Origin of the sequence: Desulfovibrio sp. TomC (assembly GCF_000801335.2) — a bacterium.
GTDB lineage: Bacteria > Desulfobacterota > Desulfovibrionia > Desulfovibrionales > Desulfovibrionaceae > Solidesulfovibrio.
The window spans coordinates 1-3,488 of record NZ_JSEH01000054.1; the positions used below are offsets into that span (position 1 = coordinate 1).

Below are 3,488 nucleotides of genomic sequence, written 5' to 3' on the forward strand. Positions count from 1 at the left end.
AGGGTGCTGGAACAGGTGGTGGCCTGGAGAGGTTGTCCCGCGAAGCTGCGCATGGATAATGGACCGGAACTCGTGTCCATGGCCCTGGCAGATTGGGCCGAAAAACGAGGCGTGGACCTGGAGTTCATCCAGCCAGGCAAGCCAACACAGAATTCGTACATCGAGCGGTTTAATCGCACCTTCCGCCATGAGGTACTGGACTTCTATATTTTCAGCAACTTGCGCGAAGTCCGAGAGATCGTAGAGGACTGGCTGAAGCAATACAACGAACAACGGCCCCATGAGTCACTCGGAGACCTCACCCCGTCCGAGTACCTCGCCATCAACTCGCCAGAGGTCTCAACTTTCGACTGGCACTAAGAATGGGAGGTTGACAATTTCTATAAAATATTGTAAATTTGAGCTATTGATGTAATTTTCTCCATCCAAGGAAATGGGGGCGACCATGAACGAACGCACTTCCAAGAAGCCCGGCATTGCGGCGACTATGTCGCCGCTCGCCGCAAGCACAAGGACTGTTTTCTGGACGAGATCGATCCCCTCATCGACTGGAAACCGATCGATAAAATGCTTCGCAAAATACTCAAGCGGGTGGTCAACGCCATCGGCAACCTGGCCGACCCACCACTACTCATATTCAAGATCCTTCTGCCCCAACGGTGGTACAACCTTAGCGACATGGTGGAGGAAGAGGCCTTGTGCGATCGCCTATCCTTTGTCCGGTTCACGGACCTCTCCCTGGACCACGACGAGGTGCCGGACTCCACCAGGCTCTACCGTTTCCGCCAGAGCCTAGTGAAGCGTAATATCTTCAAGTGTCTGCTGGACAAACTCAACCATCAGTTGGAACGCCAGGGATTGCTCGTCCGCGAAGGGATCATTGTCGATGCCAGCGTCGTTTCTTCCGCACGTCGTCCTATCAAAGTTCTCGACGTGCTGCCCGAGGAGCGCGAGAATGATTCCGGTGACGCGCCGGATGTTACCACCAGCTACTCTGAAGATGCCGACGCGGCTTGGCTGCGCAAGGGCAACCGAGCGTATTACGGCTACAAAATCCACGCCGCCACGGACAGCCGGGACGGTTTCATGCTCGGCGGACAATCGGTCCGATACGAAAGATTTCGTTACTGCGCTGGATGAAATCGATGTGCGAACGGGCGATAGTCTCTACGCGGACAAGGGGTACAGCAGCCAGTTGAACCGGTAAGTGCTTGCGGTCAGGGGGGGCTCGGACGGCATCATGCACAAGGCCGCCCGCACGCGGAATTCACGCTCGCCGAGAAAGTCGTCAACTGCCAAGCCTGTCGGGCAATGAAGAAAAACAGCTGTGAGCACTTACGCAATATTTGCTATTACCACAAGGAAATGATCTAGAGAAGTTTTCGAAATTTTAGCAAATTTGTATAGAACTTGTCTGAGATTAGGTTCTTGCCAGTCGTTAGCACATGTGCTTAAGGTCATCGCCTAAGTTAAGCGTTGCAACCACGATTAGACGGTCCAACTGAAAATCAGCAATTATATCAGCCGTGGACATCTCGGAAAATCAAAAATGTCCTTTGTGTATCATGGTTGATTTTTCGATGCCTGTTTGGGGGGGGGGGGGGGAGGATAATAAGTAGCATTTCGAAAGTCTTTTCTTTGACGGCTTAATCATCCATCTCAAAACGGAAACCAGAAGCACCAGCTAGGTATGGAGAAAATTATTATGCCAAATGATCCAGCATATATTAATAATTTTTCAACGTTTCCTGTCAGCACTATCCCACGACCTAAATACGATGGTATGACAAAAAGCTCTCTTTGCTGCCAAGCAGATTTCCTGACAAAGGATTTTGAATATTGGTGTACAATAATTAATCGCGAAATTATTTGTAATAGAAAATTATGGGAGTGGGTTTATATTTTGCAATCTCTTTCACAACGCGGAATGTTAGGTGAAGGGAAAAAAGGTCTTGGTTTTGCTGTTGGCCACGAACCATTGCCAGCAGCTTTTGCTTCACTCGGATGTGAAATTTTGGCTACTGATATTGAGCCTGATCTAGGAGCAACAAGAGGATGGGAGGATGGTGGACAGCTTTGTAAAGGTCTTATGGACTTATATGACCCTAACATCTGTACAGAAGAAGTTTTTCGCACCAAGGTGTCGTATACTGCGTTAAATATGAATAGTATTGGTTCTGAATTTGTGGATTTTGATTTTAATTGGTCTAGTTGTGCTTTTGAGCACCTTGGAAGCATAGAGATGGGGGTGTCCTTTATTTTAAATCAAATGAATACACTGAAGTCAGGCGGTGTTGCAGTTCATACGACAGAGTATAATATAAGCTCAAACAACGAGACACTTAATGAAGAAGTCGGCGTTGTATACAGAAGGCAAGATATCGAGCGTATCGCCTGTGCGCTTAGGTCCCTCGGGCACTCTGTAGCTGAGTTAGATTTTTCTTTGGGCTGGTTTCCTTATGACTACACGATTGACACCCCACCGTTCTGTTCATCACCGCATATTCGTCTTTTGCTCGGACATTTTGTATGCACGTCCCTCGGGCTTGTTATAACAAAAAAGTAACATCCTTAACCAATATCGATATTAATATGGATACAAAACGCGTACATTTCCCAGCAACAGAGGATTATCATCGTATAATTGCCCAACTGGCGTATAATTTTTTTTTAAATAGAGATCCAAATGATGCTGAATATGAAAGATTAAGGCTGCATAATTATTCAAACAAAGAAGATTTTTCACAATTTATATACAGCATGGCAAGACGAGAACAAAAATTTGCAAATATTGACAGATCGGAAATAGGATGTTATTTTAGTATACCAGGGTACTTTTCGTCAGAAATTAGAACAACGATTGAGCATATTGGCCATGATTTGATATCTAGTATGTCTAATGACTCTGCTGAACATAGCGGAATCAGCGTGCATAATCTTGGTGTATTGTCGAGTCTGGTGATTTCTTTAAATTCACTTTTCAATGGTGACGACACCTGCGCCGAATGACTGATTCGTTAAATATCTTGACGCGTTATAATCTTTAGTCACTTCGCAAACCATTACTTTGAATACTGGAAATACATATTGAATATTTCGAATGAATGTACAGTTGCGAAACCCGTGACGATCGGCCTGTAGTTTTAAGGGTCATTCCTTGGAAACAACGATGAAGAGCAAAACCTGTTCGGCCGCATGTTCCGCTCGAGCAGTTCTGCACCCTTGCTACCCGCTACGACAAACTCACAGCTACTTTTCTCGGCGCAGTTTGGAGAAGAACTATATGTAGCCTTGTCCCGATCTCCAGTATTTTGGTGCTTTAGCAGCGTGTTGAAAAACTCCGCCAAGTGACCGATAATCCAGCCATCGCGGTTCCGGAGGTGATCTGATGGGGCTTGGCCGTCAGGGTGATCAGCAGGGGACGATGTATCTGGCCTGGGATGAGATTCCTCGGTCTCGTGGGCACGCTTTTTACGATCGTCTCCAGC

4 protein-coding genes are annotated in these 3,488 nt (G+C 46.7%); all 4 read left to right on the forward strand.

The genetic code is table 11. The features are described from left to right. The coding region (locus NY78_RS21440) for an integrase core domain-containing protein (RefSeq protein WP_043640964.1) at positions 1 to 360 on the forward strand (360 nt) is incomplete at its 5' end. 207 nt (positions 361 to 567) lie between these two features. Further along, positions 568 to 1,140 carry an IS5/IS1182 family transposase gene (locus NY78_RS21445; protein WP_043640967.1) on the forward strand — a complete coding sequence of 191 codons (573 nt, stop codon included), beginning with the start codon at positions 568 to 570 and terminating at the stop codon, positions 1,138 to 1,140. 550 nt (positions 1,141 to 1,690) lie between these two features. Next, positions 1,691 to 2,566: an SAM-dependent methyltransferase gene (locus NY78_RS25140; protein ID WP_156181136.1), complete on the forward strand. Its 876-nt coding sequence runs from the start codon at positions 1,691 to 1,693 to the stop codon at positions 2,564 to 2,566. A gap of 26 nt (positions 2,567 to 2,592) precedes the next feature. Continuing rightward, positions 2,593 to 3,009, forward strand: a complete 417-nt coding sequence (locus tag NY78_RS25145) for a hypothetical protein (RefSeq protein ID WP_156181138.1) — start codon at positions 2,593 to 2,595, stop codon at positions 3,007 to 3,009. Positions 3,010 to 3,488: the final 479 nt, after the last annotated feature.

Bases quoted from the DNA above. Each gene is read 5' to 3' on its own strand.
- NY78_RS21445 (WP_043640967.1), top strand. From the start codon at position 568: ATGCTTCGCAAAATACTCAAGCGGGTGGTCAACGCCATCGGCAACCTG.
- NY78_RS25140 (WP_156181136.1), top strand. From the start codon at position 1,691: ATGGAGAAAATTATTATGCCAAATGATCCAGCATATATTAATAATTTT.
- NY78_RS25145 (WP_156181138.1), top strand. From the start codon at position 2,593: ATGGATACAAAACGCGTACATTTCCCAGCAACAGAGGATTATCATCGT.